The sequence below is a fragment of the Paenarthrobacter aurescens genome, assembly GCF_025421775.1.
In the GTDB taxonomy this organism is placed as follows: domain Bacteria; phylum Actinomycetota; class Actinomycetes; order Actinomycetales; family Micrococcaceae; genus Arthrobacter; species Arthrobacter aurescens_B.
The window spans coordinates 269,330-288,049 of record NZ_JAOEFX010000003.1; the positions used below are offsets into that span (position 1 = coordinate 269,330).

Below are 18,720 nucleotides of genomic sequence, written 5' to 3' on the forward strand. Positions count from 1 at the left end.
CCAGGGCACATATCAACCGGGGCCGGTTGCAGACTTTCTGCGGCCGGCCCACGGCTTTAACGAGCAGCTGGGTCACCACTCACAGGTAATTCGCAGGAATCTCAACTCACTGGCTAAACTCAGTCTGGCTGCGCATCGCGGCCATTTTTCAGCGCTCTTTGGGGGGCGTTTTGAGTAAAAGGGCGAAAGTACATGCGTAACCAACGGAAAGCCGTGGTTAGTTCTCGTTTAATCCTTCTAAGCGTTGTAGCTATGGTGGGCACAGCTCTGCCCGCCTTGCCGGCCTCCGCAGACGACACTCCTCGGCCGGCTCCCAGCGCGGCACCGTTGACGGATGCTGTCACCGCGGCGCCAGCGCCTACCGATCAGTTCATCGTTAAGTTCAACGAGCGTGCAGGAATTCAATCTGCTGATCGCCGCAATTCCTTGGACCGTATCGCCGATGACCTGGGCGGACAGGTTGAAAGTGTTCGAACCACGGCCGCGGGCGAGCAGGTCATCAAGGCTGACCGGAAGCTGACTGCTGACGAAGTTGATGACGTCATTGAAACCCTGGACGCGGATCCCAGCGTGGAGTACGCCGAACCAGACGTCATCATGAGGCCATTCGCCAACGCGCCGGACGACACCTACTACGACATGCAGTGGGCACTCGGCGACGGGACCGCTGGAATCGACGTCCTTGGTGCCTGGGACTACAGCGAAGGTGAAGGCAGTGTAGTTGCTGTCATTGATAGCGGCATCCTCAAGCACACCGATCTCGATGCCAACATCCTTCCGGGTTACGACATGATCGCGGACCTCGACACTTCCCGTGACGGCGATGGCCGGGACTCAAACCCCCAGGACGAAGGTGACACAACCTTTGACGGCCAATGTGCTGCGGGGGAGCCAGGGACAAAGTCCTCATGGCACGGAACGCACGTCGCAGGCATCATCGCCGCTGTTGCTGACAACGCGAAGGGCGTTGCCGGCGTCGCGCCCAAAGCGAAGGTAGTCCCTATCCGGGCCATTGGAACATGCGGCGGATACACCTCTGACATTGCGGACGGCATCCGATGGGCTGTCGGTGGAACCGTGACCGGTGTGCCGGCGAACGCCAACCCCGCCCGGGTAGTCAACTTGAGCCTGGGCGGAAGAGCCTCGTGCTCCACTACCTACCAGAACGCTGTGAACTTTGCCCGCAGCAAGGGAGCGGTAGTGGTTGCTGCCGCCGGCAACGAGAATGTGGACGCCGCCCAGGTCAGCCCGGCTAACTGCCAAAACGTGATCACCGTAGCCGCCAGCACCCGAACGCATGCCAAAGCCGATTACTCGAACTTCGGATCCGTGGATCTCTATGCTCCCGGTGGGGAGATGAGCAAGGCAGCGGTAGATGGCATCGTGTCCACGCTGAACAACGGAACGGACCGACCCGGCACCGAGGATTATTACCTCAAAGAAGGCACATCCATGGCCGCTCCGCACGTCGCGGGCGTCGCTGCCCTCATGCTGGCGCGGATGCCGGCCTCCACCCCCGCAGATATTGAACGACGACTCATCAAGACCGCCCAAGACCTCGGATGCACCTACTTCAGCTGCCGGGTGAACGTGGTTGACGCCAGATTGGCTCTGAGGGAAACCGCGTGGGATGCAACTCCTTTGGTTGCTGTCCCTCCCATCATCAGTGGTGATCCGAGGGTGGGCTCGGCCTTGTATGCGCTCCCAGGCAACTGGGGACCCGACGCTTCTGACGTTGTCCGCTGGGGGTACCAGTGGTATCGGGACGGCGTACCCATTGCAGACGCTTGGAGCGCTTCCTACACATTGGTCCCGGAAGACCTGAACGCCGGCATGACGGTGAAAGTCTCGGCAAGCAAAATCCACTTTGACGAAGTATCTGCGACCTCGGCGCCCACGGCCAAAGTGGGACCGGGGACCATAAGTGCCAGTGTTCCCGTCATCGATGGTCCCGCCTACGTGGGAAGCGTGCTGAAAGCACAGGCAGGGACGTGGGAGCCGGCTCCGGTTGAGTTAACCTACCAATGGAGCCGTGCCGATAACCCGATCGAAGGTGCCACCGCCGCCGACTACGAGGTAACGGAAGCAGACGCGGGCAAGCCGCTGCGGGTAACCGTGTCCGGGACCAAGACTGCCTACGCGCCGGCGTCGACCACCAGCGCCCCGACCATCAACGTGCTTGGCGCCGACAAGGCGGCGACACCCGCACCAGTGGTTTTCAAGGATGAGTCCTACATGGGGGACGACACGTACACCATTCCCGAGTCCACGGGCGTGGAGTATCAGCTGGGCGGAAAAACCGTTGCGGCGGGTACCTACCCGGCCAGAGGGCAGGTGAAGGTTTCGGCCATAGCTAAGTCCGGGTACCTCCTGAAGGCAGGCGCCACAGCCGCGTGGTCGGCGTACTTCAGCACCAAGGGACCTGATTTCACCGCACCCACCACGTCGCCTTTCAAGGATGTGCTGACTTCCCAGCAGTTCTACAAGGAGATGTCCTGGTTGGCTGACCGGAAGATTTCCACGGGCTGGGTTGAGGCGGACAAATCAGTGACTTACCGGCCTGTGACACCCATCAACCGTGATGCCATGGCCGCTTTCCTCTATCGCATGGCGGGCTCGCCGGATTACACGCCTCCGGCAAAGTCCCCGTTCAAGGACGTGCTGACCACCCAGCAGTTCTACAAGGAGATGTCCTGGCTTGCTGACACGGGCATTTCGTCCGGTTGGACGGAAAGTGACGGTTCACGCACCTACAAGCCGCTGACGCCGATCAACCGCGATGCCATGGCGGCGTTCCTCTACCGCCTGGCCAACAGCCCGGACTTCGAGGCTCCTGCGACGTCGCCGTTCCAGGACGTGTACACCTATCAGCAGTTCTACAAAGAGATGGCGTGGATGGCCGACAAGAAGATCTCCTCGGGCTGGCTGGAGGCTGACGGCTTCTACACCTACCGGGCTTTGTCTCCCATCAACCGCGACGCGATGGCAGCCTTCCTCTACCGCATGCCATAAGGCTTTGGGAGCTGCTGCTTCCTGACCCTGTTTGGACCACGAACGGCCGCAGAGCAACTCGATCAGGTTGTCCTGCGGCCGTTCTGCCTTCACTGATCTGTACTGCTAGCGGACTGCGTGGTTGCCCTTGAACTCAAGCTTCAGGTTGCCCGAGCCCTTCGCGGTGCCGTTCACCGCGGACAGGGTTTCCGCGAAGACCAGCGTGGAGTGGGCAATCGCGTCGGCCATCTGTTCCAGGACCGCTGCATCGATGTTGTCGATGTCATCGCAGGCTTGGTGGTAGCAGGGATCGTAGGCAACGCCTGCCGTGCCGCCGTAGACTGCCGCCTGCTCCGCCGTCTTGATCTCTTCGGCGCCGGTGAACAGGCCTCCTGCGGGAATACCGTTTTCGATGAATCCGAAGTAATCGGAGCGCCCATCGAACTCTGTGGGCTCTGTGGCCAGGCCCTGCGAGGCGAAGTAGTCAAGGAAGACCTTCTCGATCGCGGCCGAACCATTGGGCCCAGCGGTTCCGAGCGGTTTGCCATCACCGTCGTAGACGAACCGGACCGGGTTGGGAGAGGCCACCATGTCGAAGTTGAGATTGAGGGCATGGCCCTTCACGTCACTCTTGCTCAGCTGGGAGACGTAGTAGTCCGAGCCGATCAGGCCGTCCTCCTCACCGCTCCACCACGCGAACCGGACGCGGTTTTCCGGAGAAATACCGAGAGCCGCGAACTGCAGGGCGGTTTCAAGGATGGCTGCGGAGCCGGAACCGTTGTCGTTGATGCCCGGGCCTTCGGCTACGGAGTCAAGATGCGCGCCCACTACCACCGTGCGGTCTGCACGTCCCGCAGTATCCGCCAGGACGTTGAAGGTTTCAATCGGTTGGGTATCGCCCTCCACCTCGATGCGAACAGTGGCTCCAGGGAGGCCGGCCAGCTCCTCGCCCACGGCAAAGCTTGCGCCAACGGTCGGTACGGTCACTGCTGGGTTGTCGGCGGTGGGGGCTCCGAGGGTTCCGTCCACCCTGGCCAGCCTGTCATCGGCGTCACCCTGGTTGAAGATGATCACACCCGCTGCGCCGGCAGCCTGAGCGTTCACGGCCTTGGTGTTGAAGGGGCAGGTGCCGCGCTGGATGAGCGCGATGTTGCCTGCCACGAAGCCGGTGAAGTCGGCAGCCTCACAGCCACTCGTTGAGGCCCGGTCGCCGGTGAGGTTGATATCCACCGGCGTCACAGTGGCCGAGACGTCACCGAAACCGGAGTAGGACATCGCGCCGAAATCGTCTTCGGTGTACGTTCGCGGCGTTGGCGTGAGCCGCTCGAAGGCTTCACTGGCCAGGTTGAACTTGAGGTACTCGAAGTACTGGCGTTGGGTGACGAAGCCTGCGGCTTCAAGCTGGTTCTCGATATACTCCGCGGATGCCACGTGACCCGTGGTGCCGGCTGATCGGGTGCCGCCGTTGGCATCTGCGATCGCTTGGAGTTCTTCGAGGTGGTCGATGATGGCGCCCGCGGTCACTGCATCGCGGAGGGCCTGGGTGTCCGTCGCCTTCGCAGCCAGGGCGGGTGGCGTTATTGCAACGGCAAGAATGGCGACTGTTGCCACTCCTGCCGCGAGAGCAGAGGTTCGGTTTCCAATGCGTGGTTTGTGCTTTGTATGCATCTCATGCATCTCCCTGTGGGGACCCGGTAATTGGGTGGCCGGGTGCGGTAGCGCAGAATCTACCCTGCAGGAGTCCGCTGGTGAAGCCTTGCTTTTTTGAGTGGCTCAGGTCTAGGTGCGATCCACCAACCGCGGTGTCTTCCACGCCCGGTCCGGTACCTTGCCGGTGACGAGGGCCACCGCGACCACCAACAGCACCAAGCCCCACGTTGCGTTGGCAACATCCAGGGCCGACCTCATCACCACGAACGGCGGGATGATCGCCAGGACGGTCCCGACGGCGATGCGCCACATGGCAGGTCGTGCAGCACCCGGCGTCAAGGCGGTGCTGGCGAGCTCCAACCGGACCAGCGGGGTTGAGACCAGCAATACCAACGCCCAAGCCGCCACGTAGAACAGCGGCCTGCTCAGCCACCATTCGGCGCTTGCCGGCTCAGGGAACGGCAGTCTCAGGACAAGCGCGATCCCGAACATGGCAATGATCAACGGCAAGTGCCACAGGTAGATGGTCATCGCCCGGCTGCCCACCACGAACATCACCTTCTGCACCCAGCCAACGTGCACGCACCGCTGCAGTACCGGGTACACGGCCTTCACCAGCAGCACATGTGCCAAGCCCACCAGGACCAGCGGGAACATGGGCGGGTTCTGGTTGGTCAGCATGTCCACGGGGTAGGGGCCAGCGTGGGTCAGCGGAACCAGCAAGACGTAGCAAGCAACCGCGGCCAGTACCAGCTTCCAGCGGGCAAACCGGTCAAAGAATCCGTCGGCGTAGAAGAAACCGAGCTGTTGCAGCAAGCCCCACACGAACACCATGTTGAGCAGGCCAATCGGGTTCGAGTCGAAGCCCCACGGGTTGCGCTCCAAACCCAGGCGGAGGATGTCAACGACGACGGCGCCCGCGGCCAGCGCTGCGACGGTCCAGTACGGTGCCCGGTGGTGGAGCTTCGCCATCGTGGGCACCATTGCCTGGCAGATCAGGTACGCGGCGAGGAACCATAGCTGTACTCCGGCGCCCGCAGCGATAACGGTGAGCAAATCACCCGGGACGCCAGCCGCCGTCGCGATCCACAGCGCAATGGCGAGGAACGCATACAGCGCGACCGTGGGACGAACCAGACGCAGCACCCGGTTACGGAGATAGTCTCCGGCGTCGCCGCCCTTGCGTTGCAGGCTCCGCCATGAGGTGAGCGAAGCGAAGCCGCCAACCACGAAGAAGAGCGGCATGACCTGGCCGAACCATGTGCCCTGCGCAAACCAGCTAAGGGAAGTCAGCGGATTCCCTACTCCGATGCCGGACTCGTCAACACTGATGCCCATCATGAGCAAGTGCACGGCCACCACGGCAAACATGCAGGCGACGCGAATAAGGTCGACTACCAGGTCACGCGAAGCTGGTACGCCGAGTGGTGCAGTGGTTCGGGCCGAGCCGGACCTGAGGGTGGAAGACATGGGTGCTCCTGGGATTTTCCATTGTGGATTTTCCATTGTTTATCCATCGAGTGGATTAACTGTAGCGCACCCAACCGTGTCGCGTCGATGACTTGTTCAGAAAGGTCACGTTTTCCGGGTCAGAAATGGCTGGCCGGGCGTAGCCTGAAGACGGAGGACCCGCTGCAGTGCCCAGAGTGCTGCCCCAGCGCATCCAGGTCCCATGAACCCACCCCACCAATGAATGGCAGCGCTGATCACTATGCACATCAGGGAATTTTGGAGTCAGCTTTCTCCGGACACGCAACAATGGCTCATCGACAATCCGGGAAGCAGGATCGTGCCCCGTACCATGACGGCCATCTTCAATGAAGAAACAGGCGAGCATGGAGCCGTGGATATCCATGGCGGAACCCTGCTCACTGAGGATGATCAGCACTTCATTCAGGAGCAGGCCCGGGAGAGTGCAGAGCGAGCTGCGGAGGGGCCCAGGTTCTTCGACTCGGTAAACCCGAGGACTAGGTCACGCGCTGCCGCGGGGTGGAGCGGGCTACCGCCTGCGGGCAGCCAGCCCGAAGAGCCACGTGCCGCCAAGGGCTGAGAGGTAGCCTGCGATCACAATGAAGGCTGTGCCCGCCCAGAAGTAGTCGATGGTGCTGTCGGTGCTCAAGCCCGGCATGACCTGCAGCAGCGAATAGCCAGCCACTGCAATCGCCACCACCAGTGCGGAAACCGTGAGCCACACCCATAGCCGGGACGCCGCCCAGTGTTCGCCGTATCCCTTCCAGACGTTCCAGGTGCTGCCTGTGCGGAGGATGAGCCACCCCGCAGGGAGCATGACGGCGCCGACAACCAGGAATGCCGCCACCACGTCGGCCGGGCGGTGCCATTGGTTGATGAGCGTGGAGACGCCCGTGGCAACGGCGAACGTGCTGCCGAGGAAGCCTGCCAAAGGCCGCCAGCGGGGTGAGACCATGAGGAACACCGCGGCGGCAGCCGAGGCGGCCAGTGTGGTGTGCCCGGAGGGAAGTGAGTTCAGTTCCAGGGTCTGGACACCGCGGTCGGGCCTGTCGGGGATGAAGAACTTGAGGATCTGCGTGGCTGCATTGGCTGCGATGCATGCCGCAACCGCGATTCCGGCAGCCTTCCAGCGTCGGCGGGCGACGGTCACGAAGAGCACCATAATGGCGGCGATCGCGAGCGAAAGCATGGGAAGCATGTCCAGGAAGTCGGTGGAGGCCCTGCCCGCTGTTCCGCCCAACACGGTTGCCTCAACAAGTGCCGACTCGTCGATGAACTGCCCCATGGTGGTCCGAACAAAGAAGTAGTACGTTGCGGCCAGGCCTACGACGCTGGCGAGCGTGGCCAGTATGAAAAGGAAACCTGTTCCGACGCCGGCGTCGCGTTGTTGAAGCGGCCGTTTGCTCGACCTCCCGCTGGTGCGGAATTGCTGGGAACTCATTCTGTCTAGGGTGCCACAGTTCTCTGGAAGGCCCGTGTGAGTGCTGCCTTCGCGTGTCAGCCCCTGTGAGGTCCATGCAACATTCCTGTGACGATTGACACGTGTTAGGTGACGGGTTTAGGCTACCTAACACGTGTTAGGGAAGGAATATCTACATGTCGGGAACCAATGGGGCTTTGCGTCAATTCACACGCAGAAGTGCCCTCACAGCCCTCGGCGCCGGGATTGTTGGAGTAACCGCGGCGTCGTGGCCGCGCCTGACCGGAGCAGACATTCCGGGCCGGGGAGACAACAGCCTCAGCATTGCCATCATGGGCACTGCGGCAGACGCGGCCGCCCGCCAGAAGGTCATCGACGCTTTCGCCAAGGTCCACCCCGAGATCAAGGTCAAGGTCCAAGCCATCCAAGCAGTGGACTGGAAGGACTTCTTCACCAAGATCCTCACCATGGTTGCAGCAGGCACCCCGCCGGACGTGGTGTACGTGGCCACGGAAGGCGCCCAACTCTTCGCCGAGAAACTGGCCCACCCGCTGGATGAATACCTGCGCCGCGACGCCGACCACATGCGGGAGTACTTCGAGGACGTCCACCCCAGCCTGGTGGAAGCGTTTATGTACAAGGGCAGCCTGTTCCAGCTCCCCATCGACTGGAACGCCGCCAACATGTACTACAACACAGCGTCGCTCCGTGCGGCAGGGCTTGAACGCCCGGCCGATGACTGGACGCACACAGACTTCCGCAGCACCCTCGCTGCCATGAAGAAGGCCAACCCCAAGGACTTCACGCCGTACTACTGGACCAACCGCCTCTTCGGCGGAGTGGTGCCGTGGCTCTACGCCAACGACACCAGCTTCCTCAAGGAAACCAAGTCCACGGGCGGCGAATGGTTGTGGGACGGCTTCTACGCCAACGACCCCTCACGCAGCCTCCGCTCCGGCGGCTACCAGTGGCTGGAACCCAACGCCGACGACCCCCGCGTCTTCGAATCCTTCGACTACCTCCGCGGACTGGTGAAGGACGGACTGGGTGTCCGGCCGGAGGAAGGCGGCGGCAGCGCGCTGATCGGCCTCTTCGCCTCCAACAGGATAGGTACGACGCCGGCAGGCGGCTATTGGGTGCAAGGCCTCCACGAGGCGGGGATGACAGAAAACGACTTCGACGTCCAGTTCTTCCCGAAATGGCGGACCCAGCGCCACCAGTTCGGTACGGCCGGCTACGCGATCATGAAGACCGCCAAGGACAAAGACGCCGCCTGGGAATGGGTCAAGTTCAGCTCCAGCCTTGAAGCCATGCAGATCGTGTTCCCCACCCCAAACACCACGCCTGCCCGCCGCTCCATGGTCAACGAGCAGCTCTACGCGGGAACTGGCCCACGGAACTGGAAAGTCTTCTACGACACCTTGGACCGTTTCCCCACCACAGGCCCCATTCCAGCGCCACCCCAGCAGGCCGCCGTCGAAACCGCCCTCATGAAAAACGTCAGCCTGGCTGTCAGTGGAGACGAGCGTCAACTCAAAGACGCCCTTACTTCCATGCAGCGCGACCTTGAGATTGCCCTGAGGAGGCAGCCATGAGCACCGCAACCAGTACGCCTACGGGCACGGGGAGCGAACCTGGCCGTCGCCAGCGCGCCCACAAGCACGCCCAGGCATCCAAGCGCGGCCGCGTACAGCAGCGTTGGCTGCCGTGGGCCTTCCTGGCACCGACCATCGCGGGCATGGGCATCTTCACCCTGCTGCCGATCGTGGCATCAATCGCGCTCGCGTTCTTCCGCTGGGACATCATCTCGGCACCAACATTTGTTGGCTTCGATAACTTCGCCGAGGTAGTCCAGGACCCGACCGTCAGGGTCTCCTTCCTGAACACCATCGTGTTTGTTGTGGTGGCCGTGGCGCTCCAGCTAGGGCTGGCCCTGGGCTTGGCGATCATGGTGCAGGAGAAGCTTCCCGCGTGGCTGAGGGTCTTCTTCCGCTCCGCGTTCTTCTTCCCGCTGATCCTGTCCGCGGCATCAGTGTCGATCTTCATGCGCTACCTCTTCAACGAGCAGTTCGGCGTCGTGAACTGGATGCTGTCCCTGGTGGGCATCCCAGCGGTCCCTTGGCTGACGACGCCAGGCGGTTCGGCCGCCGTCGTGATTCTTGTTTATGTGTGGCAGAACTTCGGGTTCTCGTTCCTGCTGTTCATTGGTGGCCTGGCCTCCATCCCGGTGGAGACGTACGAGGCCGCGTCTATTGACGGTGCGACGGGTTGGCGGAAGCACTGGTTCGTCACCTTGCCGCTGCTCAGCCCCACCACCCTGGTGGCCTCGGTCATGGCGATCATCAACGCGCTCCAAGTGTTCGACCAGCCCTACGTCCTCACCCGCGGCGGGCCCGGCGACTCAACACGTACAGCGGTGATGGTGATCTTCGAGTCCGCGTTCCAACGCCTCGAGTTTGGCCAGGCCTCGGCGATCGGCGTGATCTTGACGCTCATCATCATGGCCATCACCGCCGCGCAGTTCCGGCTCAGCAAACGATTCGTCTTCTACCAGTAAGGCCCGCCATGACCACCATTCAAGAACGTGTCACCACCACGGCGCCAGTAGTGACGAGGAAGAAGCGCGACTGGTCGGTGGCCGTCCGTGTCATCGTCTTGCTGATCGCGTCCGTCTTTGTCCTGGGCCCTGTGTTGTGGACGCTGTCCACATCGCTGCGTCCGCCGTCGGAATCCTTCCAGCTGCCACCCGCTTTCCTGCCGCTGAACCCGGACCTGACCTCCTACGAGCAAGTGTTCAAGCAGCTCAACATCGTGGCACTGGTAGTGAACAGTGCACTGGTGACGGGGCTGATCGCCGTCGGGCAGATGCTCACTGCAGCCCTTGCCGGCTACGCCTTCGCCCACCTTCGTTTCAGGGGGCGGGGTGCGCTGTTCTCGATCGTGCTGGCCACCATGATGGTGCCCGCGCAGGTCACGATCGTTCCCGTGTTCATGCTGATCCGCGGCGTCGGACTCTCGGACACCCTGCTCGCGCTGATCATTCCGGCCATCCCGACGGCGTTCGGCACCTTCCTGATGCGTCAGTACTTCATGGGGTTGCCGGGTGAGCTCGCCGAAGCGGCTGCGATCGACGGTGCCTCGCCGTGGCGGACCTTCCGTTCCGTGTACGCGCCGCTGGCCATGCCCGGCCTGGCGATCGTGGGCATCCTGGCATTCAACTTCCACTGGAACGAGTTCTTCAGGCCACTGATCATGACCATCTCTGAGCAGAACTTCACGCTGCCCCTGGGCCTGGTCTCACTCCAAGGCAACCTCGGCACCGGAAGCATCTCCGTGGTCCTGGCCGGTGTTGTCCTCTCCATGATTCCCGCGCTGGTGGTGTTCATGTTCGGCCAGCGCGCGCTGCAGGACGGACTCACCGCAGGCACGGGCAAGTAGTTTCTCATTCGTTCTGAAAGGGGTTCCGTTGACGGACCTTGCACTCTTTGATTCCCTGTTGTCTGCGTCGACGCACCAGGATCCCGCGTTCCCGCGCTTCCATCCGCGTCCGGCGCAAGGCTGGATCAACGACCCCAACGGCGTCAGCTACATCAACGGCCGGTACCACGTGTTCTTCCAGTACAACCCCTTGTCCGCGCGGCACTCGCAGATTCAATGGGGGCACGTGAGCTCTGTGGATCTGGTGCGGTGGGAAGAGCACCCTGTGGCGCTTTCGCCACAGCCGGGCGGGCCCGACTCCGCCGGTTGCTGGACCGGTGTGGTGACCTCGGATGACGGCGTGCCGACTGCTTGCTATTCGGGTATCCAGGACCACGGCGGCCATTCACAGGTTGTCATTGCCCGGGGTTCCTCTGACCTGGTGACGTGGGAGCAGAACGGACACGTTGCAGCATCCATGCCCAATGATCCGCTGGTAACCGCCGTACGCGACCCCTTTATCTTCCGCTTCAACGGTGCTCGATACGCCATGCAGGGTGCCGGCCTGGCTGATGGTCGTGCCGCGTTGCTGTTGTACACAGTGGACTCCCTTGACGTCTGGGAGTACCAAGGCATCTGGCTGACCACTGCTGATCCGGTGGCTGCTGTCCACACCCCTGCCGAGATCTGGGAGTGCCCGCAGTTGGTTCAGGTGCCCGTCTCTTCCGGTGGCTCCGCCTGGGTCATGATGTTCTCCCTGTGGCTCTCAGGCGACGACCACGAGCACGCCAATGGGGTGGGGCATTTGATCGGGTCTTTGACCGAGGACCCTGATTCCGGGTTGCCGGTTTTTGTGGCTTCCGCCGGCGGGAAATCCGATCTTGGTCGCGACTTCTATGCCCCGCAGGTTATGCAGCTCTCCTATGGTTCGGCTGATACTGGGCCTGCGGCGTTGTTGTGGGGGTGGGCCAATGAAGGTCCCGGACGTGACGGCCGACGGGGCCGCACCCAGGAAGAAATCGACGACGCCGGGTGGGCGGGTGTGCTGACGCATCCCCGCATCTTGTCGGTGGTTGACGGGTCGTTGGCCATTTCTCCTGCGCCGGAAGTAGACGCGTACCGGGGTGCTGCGGTGGCTTCGGGTGCTGCTGGTCCCGTGGTTGTTCCTGGGTTTGCCGAGGTTCTGGTTGGGGGTGGTTCTTCCGGTTCTGGTTCAGGCTCTGTGGAGCTGGTGCTTGGTTCGGGGGCCGACGCGCAGGTGGTTTACTCGGGATCCGTGGCCGAGGGGGAGGAGTTGCGGATTTTCATCGACGCATCCCTCGTGGAGGTCTACCGTTCCGGTTCCGTCGCCACCACCCTTCGGGCCTACCCGGCTCCGGGAGAGGACTGGCAGCTTACGTTGCCCGCTGGCGCGACTGCCGACGTGTGGAAGTTGACCCTGCCCGCGTAGGCGGCAGGCCGGCGTCGTGCGCTGTTGCGAGGCCTGGTGTGCATGCTTGCTGGCCAGGTGAATGGTTCAGCGGGTGGGCGCGGGGCCAGTCGAATCCCGGGTGACAAGGCGGCAGGGGACCATCGTCTCAACAGTGGTTCCCTTGCCTGCGGTGTCAGTGCCCTCGATGGCGTCCAGCAGCTTGGTCATGGCGGCGCGGCCGATCTCCCGCAGTGGCAGGGCCATGCTGGTGAGCGCCGGGACCATGGTGTCGGCGATCCGGGTTTCGTCGTCGTAGCCCATGATGGAGAGGTCCTCGGGGACGCGGAGGCCCAGTCGTGCGGCCGCGAGGGTCACGCCGACGGCCAGCCGGTCGTTCGCGCACATGATGGCCGTCGGACGTTCGGCCGCGGACACGCCGTCGAGCAGTTTCATGGCGCCGCGGTAGCCGGCATCAATATCCCATCCGGCCATGAAGATCCTGTCGCTCCGTAGCGGAACGTTGGCCGCTGCGTGCGCATCCCGGTAACCCTGGACACGGAGTGGCGCTGCCGGAGAGTCCTCGGATCCGGCCAGCAGCGCGATGTCCCGGTGACCCAGCTGCAACAGGTGCTCGGTAGCTTCACGCCCGCCGGTTAGCTCATCAGGGATGACATGGTGCAGTTGCGGTTCGGGGTGGGCGTCGTAGCAATTGGCCAGGACGGACGGCACACGGAGCATGCCCTGCGGAACCTCAATGGGTTTCAAGCCCACTGTCACATACATGAGACCGTCCACCTGCCGGTCCAGGAGGGTCTCGATGGCGCTCGCATCCCGGGCAGTGTCACGCTCGGTGTCCATGACAACGGTGACGAATCCGCGGCTCCGCGCGATGTCATCCGCACCGCCGATGATGTTGCCATCGAACGGGCTGACCACCACTTCGTCGGAAAGGATGCCGATCACCCGGGAACGCTGGTTCCGCAGGCTGAGGGCGATCGCGTTGGGGGAGTAGTTCAGCTCCAGCGCTGCAGCGCGGATCCGGTCCTGGCTCTCCTTGGCCACATTCCCATCGCCGCGGCCGTTCAGTACCAGCGAGACCGCGCTCCTGGACACGCCCGCTCTTTTGGCGACGTCCAGTGCAGTGGCCTTGCGGTTCATGGGGAGAGCCCTTCCTTCGTTTTCAGCAGTCTACCTAACGCGTGTGAGGGCGCCGGGCTTTCAGTACCCTAGTTCGTAGAACACCGACTGCATGAAGGGCAGCGCTTTGGCGAACCCTGCGACGATGTAGAGGCCCCACGCTGCAACGATGACTGCAATTGGCCAGAGCCCTCTTCGTGGTGCCACCTTATGAATCACCACGGCTCGCCCGATCACGTAGGGCACACCGCCAAGAAACGACCATGCCCAATTGAAAGGCCGCACGACGCCGCGGTGGACTAGCCACCTGTAGTCGAACACAGCGAGGACCACTGTTGCGCCGTACGTGAGAATCAAGCCGATCATGATCGCGAAATAGGCTGCTGTGAAGATGTAAGTGGGATCGATGGAAAGGTATCCGCTGCTTGCGATGTAGGCGTGAACCTCTGGGTTCCAGGACAGCATCAGGGTACCCACGCCAAAGGGCAGGCATGCGAGTAGCCAGATGAACGGGTTGCCAACTGCCTGATCTGTGGGCAGCAAAGGACGTGGTGTTTCCGGCGGGGGATACCAGCCGGGCGCTGCTGTCATGCGTTGACCGAGTACCCCAACTGGGAGTACATCGACTGCATGAAGTTGGACATCCAAATGCCGGCAATCACCAGGCTGATCACAATCACGGCGATGCTGGCCCACACCGGCCACAGCCCCCGTTTGGGCGCCACTTTGTTGACGATCACAGAGCGGCCGATCACGTACACGAGCGCGCTGAGGAACGCCCAAGCCCAGTGGAAGGGACGGACGACGCCGGACTTGAGCAGGCGTTGACGGTCCAGGAAAGCGAAAAGCACTGAAAGCCCGTAGGACAGGAAGCTTGCGCCCATCAGCAGGAAATAGCCGGGGGTGTACATGGAGAAAGGGTCCATGGTGGTAACGCCCTGCCGCGTGGTGATCATCCTGAACTCCGGCTGCCAGGTGAGCAGGAGCAGGACGGAGAGCAGCGGCAGCAAGGTTATTGCCCAGATGAACGGGTTGTACACCGGCGTGTCCGGGCTGAGCTCAGGACGTGGCAGCTGGACGGGCGCCTGGAACTGGGCCGGCGCCTGGAATTGGGCTGGCGCCTGGTTTGCAGTCCAAGCGTGTCCGTCCCACCAGCGGACGAACCTCGGGTCCGAAGGGTCCGGGTACCAGCCGGGAGGCGTCGTAGAACCTGGCGTTGCTTGCGTCATATCTCCCCCACATTGAGTCGTAATTTCGAGAATATCGCGATTGGGGTCTCTCGGTTGTCACATGCCCCTCCCCAGTGCCTGTGTGGTGGTGTAAGAGTGGATCATGAGCTTCTTCGACGACCTCCCCGAACCCCCTGCGCGGCCACGACAACCGCAGCCGGTGCGGCCAGGGTGGTTCGGTCCGCCGACGGATGAGCTGCCGGGCATCGTCCCTGTTGGTGGGTTTCTCTACAGCAGCCCCAGGATGGTGGTGGCATTGAAGTCGGTAGAGGTTTACTCCACAGGGTGCCTGCTGGACACGGTGTGGTGTGTCCGGCGCGAAAACGAATCAGACCAGGAATGGCGCGACGTCATGGAGCAGAGCTTCAGCCGGCCGGGCTTGCCCGGCATCATGATGGGCGTGGCGTTCCCCGACGGCAGGAAGGCCGTCGCCGCGCATCCCACCCCGTCCATGTTTGAAGGATCCGAGGACGTGACAGGCCCGGTTATGACCCATCAAGGCGGCAGCGGCGCCGGGGGGAGTGACGAGCAGGTGGATGGCTCCGCGCGGTACTGGTTGTGGCCTCTGCCGGTAGAAGGTGACCCACAGTTGGTGGCTCGCTGGGATGAGCTGGGAATGCCGGAAAGTTCGCTTGTCCTGTCCGGTGAGCAGTTCGGCGACGCTTTGGGGCGGGTGCGGAACTACTGGTCGGAGTAGGTTTCCACATAGCCCAAGTCGCCTTCTCTTGATGCGTGGGGCCGCCGGTACAGTGGCAATATGCCTGCTCTTCCCTCACTCGAGGAACTCCTCGAATCCGCCCACGTAGTCTCGCTGCCGATGCGCGTGAAGTTCCGCGGCATCATGGAGCGCGAGACACTCCTTCTGCGCGGGCCACTCGGATGGGGTGAATTCTGCCCCTTTCCGGAATACGACGACGACGAATCCTCCCGTTGGTTGGCAGCGGCCTTGGAAGCGGGCTGGATGGGTTTCCCGGCGCCACTGCGGGATGCGGTCCCGGTCAATGCGACCGTACCTGCGGTCCCTGCAGAACGGGTTCCCGAGATCCTTGCCCGCTTTGGCCGGGTAGATGCAGTCAAGGTCAAAGTTGCCGAGCACGGTCAGGAGCTGGCGGACGACGTTGCCAGGGTAGAAGCGGTGCGTTCGACCCTCCCCGACGCCGCCATCCGGGTAGATGCCAATGGGGGATGGGACGTTCATCAGGCAGTGGAAGCCCTGGGCAAGCTGTCCGCTGTTGGGCTTGAGTACGCCGAACAACCCGTCCCCACCATCGACGGCTTGGCCGAGGTCCGCCGTCGGCTCGCTGCCGCGGGGACACCTGTCCTCATCGCCGCCGACGAGAGCGTACGCAAGGAAGAGGATCCCCTTCGCGTGGCCAGGGCCGGCGCCGCAGATCTCATCGTGGTCAAGGTCGCGCCACTCGGGGGAGTCCGGCGGGCATTGGACATCGTGCACCAAGCCGGGCTGCCCGCCGTCGTCAGTTCTGCGCTGGATACCTCCGTGGGCATCCGCGCCGGACTCGCGCTCGCAGCTGCGCTGCCCTCGCTGCCCTACGCTTGCGGACTTGGCACCGTTTCGCTGTTTGCCTCGGACATTACGCTGGACCCCTTGGTGGCCGACGACGGCGCCATCCAGGTCCGCGATGCTGTGGCCGATCCCGGGCTGCTTGAGGAGTATGCGGCCTCGGCGGAACGCAGGGACTGGTGGCTGGAACGGCTTCGAAGGGTGCATGCAGTCCTGGCGGGAAAGCAGCATCCTTTGTTCACCGTTTCTTAACCGGAGAGACCTCTCAGATTCGGTTTCCGCTGAAAAGCTCAGCGGGAACCTCGTACACCTCTGGAAGGTCTTCCCCCCATGTCTGAAACCACCGGACGCACGTTTCCGCTGCTCCCCATGCTCGGCCACACCAAGGGCAAGCGCAGCGCGGTTACTTGTGCTTTGAAGTGCGACAACGCCTGCTCTGGCGATGTCTGCAACACCAGCGCCAACGGCTACTTCCGCGACATCGCTTCAACAGCCATGTCCCGCCGTGCCGCCCTGGGCCTCGGGGCCGCAGGAGCGCTCGCCATCGTGCTTGGTGGTGCTGTGACCGGTGGCGACACCGCAGTGGCCGACCCGGGAAACGGGCTCTCCGATGCCGCCAGGAAGGGCTTCGGCAAGTCCAAGCTCAAGTTCACCGCCATCAAGCCGGTAGACGCAGCGGTGGATGCATTCACCGTGCCCGAGGGCTTCGACTGGAAGCCGGTCATCCGCTGGGGCGACCCCCTCTTTGCCGACTCGCCTGCCTTTGACCTCAACGCGCAGACTGCCGCAGCCCAGGCGCGCCAGTTCGGGTACAACAACGACTACACGGACATCCTGCCCATCCCGGGTTCCAAGGATCGCCGTGCCGTACTCTTCAGCAACCACGAGTACACCAACGAGAACATCATGCTGCCCGAAGGCTTCGACCCCGCAGAGGCACGTGCCATCGGCCGTGCCGGGCATGGCCTCGCCGTGGTGGAGCTCGAGCGCAAGAACAAGAACAAGCCGTGGAACTACGTCCAGGGAGCGCCCCTGAACCGTCGCTTCCTCACGGACACTGTCTACGAACTGACGGGCGCCGCAGCAGGTACCAACCTGGTCAAGACGATCGATGACCCGGCAGGCCGCTGGATCAAGGGCACGCTGGGCAACTGCGCCGGTGGAACCACCCCTTGGGGAACCATCCTCTCCGGCGAAGAGAACTTCAACGGCTACTTCGCTGCCCCGGGTACCAGCGATGGCGACAAGCGCTATGGAATTTCGGCGAAGCCGACCACCCGCCAGTGGGAACTCGACGAGCCGCGCTTCGACACCCGCAACCCGGGCTACGCCAACGAGACCAACCGCTTCGGCTGGATCGTGGAAGTCGATCCGTTCGACCCCACTTCGACTCCCAAGAAGCACTCCGCCATGGGCCGATTCAAGCACGAAGGCGCCAACGTCATTGTTGCCCCGTCCGGCAAGGTCGTGGCGTACATGGGCGACGACGAGCGCTTCGACTACCTCTACAAGTTCGTCTCCAAGGGCAAGTACCAGGCCGGGGACTCCCGCGAGGCCCGCAAGAACAATATGAACCTGCTCTCCGAAGGTGACCTCTACGTTGCCAAGTTCACGGGCGATTCGCCTGCCGACATCGACGGCACCGGCAAGCTTCCTGCCGACGGCGCCTTCGACGGCACCGGCGAATGGCTGCCTCTGGTAGTCAACGGCACCTCCGCAGTCGCCGGCATGACCGTCCCGGAGGTCCTGGTCTACACCCGCCTGGCCGCCGACAAGGTTGGGCCTACCAAGATGGACCGCTGCGAAGATGTTGAGCCCAACCCGCGCACCGGCAAGGTCTACGTGGCCTGCACCAACAACACGGACCGCGGCAAGCCGGGCAAGGAAGGCGCTACCGAGGTCAACCCGCGCACCCTCAACCGTGATGGGCACGTCGTGGAAATCACCGAAGGCCGCGAGCAGACAGGCACCAAGTTCAACTGGAACCTCCTGCTGGTGGCCGGTGACCCCGCCAAGAACACCTCCACGTACTTCTCCGGCTTCCCTGCCGATAAAGTCTCGCCGATCTCCTGCCCGGACAACGTAGCCTTCGACTCCGTGGGCAACCTCTGGATCTCCACCGACGGCGCCCCCGGCACCATTGGTTACGCCGACGGCCTGTTCAAGGTCACCCTCGAAGGACCGGAGCGCGGCAAGGTTGAGCAGTTCCTTGCTGTTCCCCGCGACGCTGAAACCTGTGGTCCGATCATCCACGACGATGAGCGCACGGTGTTCGTCGCCGTCCAGCACCCCGGAGAAGATGGCTCGTTCGCGGCGCAGAACTCCTTCTTCCCGGACTACGTGCCGGCCGGAGCTACGCCCGCTGCGGGTGCGGCGCGGGCTCCCCGCCCCTCGGTTGTGCAGGTCTTCCGCAAGTAACGCCTGCCCCTGATCGTTGAACGAAGGCCCTCTCACCCGCCGTAACTGACGGGCG

The 18,720-nt window shown here is 63.0% G+C and carries 15 protein-coding genes; 8 read left to right on the forward strand and 7 right to left on the reverse strand.

Going from position 1 to position 18,720, the window contains the following annotated elements:
* Positions 1-252 precede the first annotated feature (252 nt).
* Positions 253-3,012: a S8 family peptidase gene (locus N7568_RS07375; protein WP_261609244.1), complete on the forward strand. Its 2,760-nt coding sequence runs from the start codon at positions 253-255 to the stop codon at positions 3,010-3,012.
* Positions 3,013-3,117: 105 nt separating this feature from the next.
* On the opposite strand, the gene N7568_RS07380 is transcribed toward N7568_RS07375, so the two are convergent.
* The 4 genes from N7568_RS07380 to N7568_RS07395 all read right to left on the reverse strand — a co-directional run bounded on the left by N7568_RS07380 (position 3,118) and on the right by N7568_RS07395 (position 7,552).
* Positions 3,118-4,659 carry a M28 family peptidase gene (locus tag N7568_RS07380; protein WP_261609245.1) on the reverse strand — a complete coding sequence of 514 codons (1,542 nt, stop codon included), beginning with the start codon at positions 4,657-4,659 and terminating at the stop codon, positions 3,118-3,120.
* A 111-nt stretch (positions 4,660-4,770) separates the two neighbouring features.
* Positions 4,771-6,111: an acyltransferase family protein gene (locus N7568_RS07385; protein WP_261609246.1), complete on the reverse strand. Its 1,341-nt coding sequence runs from the start codon at positions 6,109-6,111 to the stop codon at positions 4,771-4,773.
* A 55-nt stretch (positions 6,112-6,166) separates the two neighbouring features.
* On the reverse strand, positions 6,167-6,529 hold the full coding sequence (locus tag N7568_RS07390) for a hypothetical protein (protein ID WP_261609247.1): 363 nt from the start codon (positions 6,527-6,529) through the stop codon (positions 6,167-6,169).
* Positions 6,530-6,640: 111 nt separating this feature from the next.
* A complete protein-coding gene (locus N7568_RS07395) occupies positions 6,641-7,552 on the reverse strand; it encodes a phosphatase PAP2 family protein (protein WP_261609248.1) in 912 nt (303 codons plus the stop codon).
* Positions 7,553-7,707: 155 nt separating this feature from the next.
* Between N7568_RS07395 and N7568_RS07400 the strand changes: the two genes are divergently transcribed.
* Genes N7568_RS07400 through N7568_RS07415 form a run of 4 tightly spaced genes read left to right on the forward strand, consistent with a single transcriptional unit; the run spans position 7,708 to position 12,398 of the window.
* Entirely contained in the window at positions 7,708-9,126 is a 1,419-nt protein-coding gene (locus tag N7568_RS07400; protein WP_261609249.1) for an ABC transporter substrate-binding protein, read from the forward strand.
* Positions 9,123-10,088, forward strand: a complete 966-nt coding sequence (locus N7568_RS07405) for a carbohydrate ABC transporter permease (RefSeq protein ID WP_261609250.1) — start codon at positions 9,123-9,125, stop codon at positions 10,086-10,088. Before N7568_RS07400 ends, N7568_RS07405 begins: the two co-directional genes overlap by 4 nt.
* A gap of 8 nt (positions 10,089-10,096) precedes the next feature.
* Positions 10,097-10,969 carry a carbohydrate ABC transporter permease gene (locus N7568_RS07410; RefSeq protein ID WP_261609251.1) on the forward strand — a complete coding sequence of 291 codons (873 nt, stop codon included), beginning with the start codon at positions 10,097-10,099 and terminating at the stop codon, positions 10,967-10,969.
* 28 nt (positions 10,970-10,997) lie between these two features.
* A complete protein-coding gene (locus N7568_RS07415) occupies positions 10,998-12,398 on the forward strand; it encodes a glycoside hydrolase family 32 protein (RefSeq protein WP_261609252.1) in 1,401 nt (466 codons plus the stop codon).
* Between the two features lie 66 nt (positions 12,399-12,464).
* Here N7568_RS07415 and N7568_RS07420 read toward each other — a convergent pair whose 3' ends face one another.
* Genes N7568_RS07420 through N7568_RS07430 form a run of 3 tightly spaced genes read right to left on the reverse strand, consistent with a single transcriptional unit; the run spans position 12,465 to position 14,725 of the window.
* A complete protein-coding gene (locus tag N7568_RS07420; protein ID WP_261609253.1) occupies positions 12,465-13,517 on the reverse strand; it encodes a LacI family DNA-binding transcriptional regulator in 1,053 nt (350 codons plus the stop codon).
* A gap of 60 nt (positions 13,518-13,577) precedes the next feature.
* Positions 13,578-14,087 carry a DUF2510 domain-containing protein gene (locus N7568_RS07425; protein WP_261609254.1) on the reverse strand — a complete coding sequence of 170 codons (510 nt, stop codon included), beginning with the start codon at positions 14,085-14,087 and terminating at the stop codon, positions 13,578-13,580.
* A complete protein-coding gene (locus N7568_RS07430; RefSeq protein ID WP_261609255.1) occupies positions 14,084-14,725 on the reverse strand; it encodes a DUF2510 domain-containing protein in 642 nt (213 codons plus the stop codon). Before N7568_RS07430 ends, N7568_RS07425 begins: the two co-directional genes overlap by 4 nt.
* Before the next feature lie 103 nt (positions 14,726-14,828).
* Here N7568_RS07430 and N7568_RS07435 point away from each other — a divergent pair, with 103 nt between their 5' ends.
* From N7568_RS07435 to N7568_RS07445, 3 genes are all read left to right on the forward strand, one after another.
* Complete coding sequence (locus N7568_RS07435) at positions 14,829-15,422, forward strand: hypothetical protein (RefSeq protein WP_261609256.1); 594 nt, start codon at positions 14,829-14,831, stop codon at positions 15,420-15,422.
* A gap of 60 nt (positions 15,423-15,482) precedes the next feature.
* A complete protein-coding gene (locus N7568_RS07440) occupies positions 15,483-16,499 on the forward strand; it encodes an o-succinylbenzoate synthase (protein WP_261609257.1) in 1,017 nt (338 codons plus the stop codon).
* 78 nt (positions 16,500-16,577) lie between these two features.
* The gene (locus tag N7568_RS07445) at positions 16,578-18,665 is read left to right on the forward strand and encodes a PhoX family protein (RefSeq protein WP_261609258.1); all 2,088 of its coding nucleotides are present in this window, start codon (positions 16,578-16,580) and stop codon (positions 18,663-18,665) included.
* The last annotated feature ends 55 nt before the right edge of the window (positions 18,666-18,720 follow it).